Genomic DNA, 1,391 nt, shown 5'->3' with positions numbered 1-1,391 from the left:
GGGACTGTGGATTTAAGGGTGTTTCCGGCCTGATTCGCTGAGCGATGTTCAGCGGGAAGGTGCCGTGATGACGACACTTGATGCCGTGACGAGGAAGAAGAAGCCGGTGGAGGCTTCGGCTGAGGAGTTGGCCGCCCAGGAGCTGGTTCGGATGGCCAAGGAGCAAGGCTTATCGCTGACCGGGCCGAACGGGTTGCTCAAACAGTTCACCAAAACCGTCCTGGAAACGGCGTTGAACGAGGAGATGACCGAACACCTCGGTTTCGACAAGGGCCAAGCCCCTACCGAGCGGGAAACGGCGAACGTGCGCAACGGGACTCGCGCCAAGACGGTGTTGACCGAGGCGACCGGCCAGGTGCAGATCGAGGTTCCCCGCGACCGTGAGGGTAGTTTCACCCCGCAGATCGTCAAGAAACGCCAGCGCCGGTTGACCGGGGTGGATGAGATCGTGTTGTCGTTGTATGCGAAAGGGCTTACCACTGGCGAGATTTCGGCGCATTTCGCTGAGATCTATGGGGCGTCGGTGTCGAAGGAGACGGTGTCGCGGATCACCGACAAAGTGGTCGCGGAAATGCAGGAGTGGTCGTGCCGGCCGCTGGATGAAACCTACGTGGCCGTGTTCATCGACGCGATCGTGGTGAAGGTGCGCGATGGTCAGGTCGCCAACCGGCCGATCTACGCCGCGATCGGTGTCACCGTCAACGGTGAGAAAGACGTCCTGGGGTTGTGGGCCGGCACTGGTGGTGAAGGCGCGAAATTCTGGATGAGCGTGCTCACCGACATCCGAAACCGCGGCTGCAAGGACGTGTTCTTCCTGGTCTGCGACGGGCTCAAAGGGCTGCCCGACGCGGTCGGGAACGTGTGGCCGCTGGCCACGGTCCAGACCTGTGTCATCCATTTGATCCGCAACACTTTCCGGCTGGCCGGCCGTCAGCATTGGGACGCGTTGCGTCGTGATGTGAAACCGATCTACACCGCACCCAACCCCGCCGCGGCACGAGCGGCGCTCGACGAGCTCACTGAGAAGTGGGGCACGAAATACACTGCGATCGTGCGTCTTTGGGAGAACGCGTGGGAGGAGTTCGTTCCGTTCCTCGACTACGACATCGAGATACGCCGGGTGATCTGCTCGACGAACGCGATCGAGTCGTTGAACGCCCGCTACCGGCGTGCGATCAAGGCGCGCGGGCATTTCCCCACCGAGCAAGCCGCCCTGAAATGCCTGTATCTGGTCACCCGGTCACTGGACCCGACCGGCGCCGGTCGGGCACGATGGACCATGCGCTGGAAACCAGCGGTCAACGCATTCGCGATCACCTTCGCCGACCGCTGGCCCGACGCCCAAACCTACTGAGAGAAACCGCCGGAAACACCGTTAGCGAGATAGTCCC

At 62.1% G+C, this 1,391-nt stretch carries 1 protein-coding gene; it reads left to right on the top strand.

Translation table 11 applies throughout. From position 1 onward, the window contains the following. Positions 1–64 precede the first annotated feature (64 nt). Entirely contained in the window at positions 65–1,354 is a 1,290-nt protein-coding gene (locus ACIBI6_RS41170; protein ID WP_396960600.1) for an IS256 family transposase, read from the top strand. Positions 1,355–1,391 lie beyond the last annotated feature (37 nt).

Source organism: Nocardia sp. NPDC050412 (assembly GCF_044458825.1).
In the GTDB taxonomy this organism is placed as follows: domain Bacteria; phylum Actinomycetota; class Actinomycetes; order Mycobacteriales; family Mycobacteriaceae; genus Nocardia.
The sequence above is the reverse complement of the archived record's forward strand: the minus strand, read 5'-3'. Positions and strand labels throughout refer to the sequence as shown.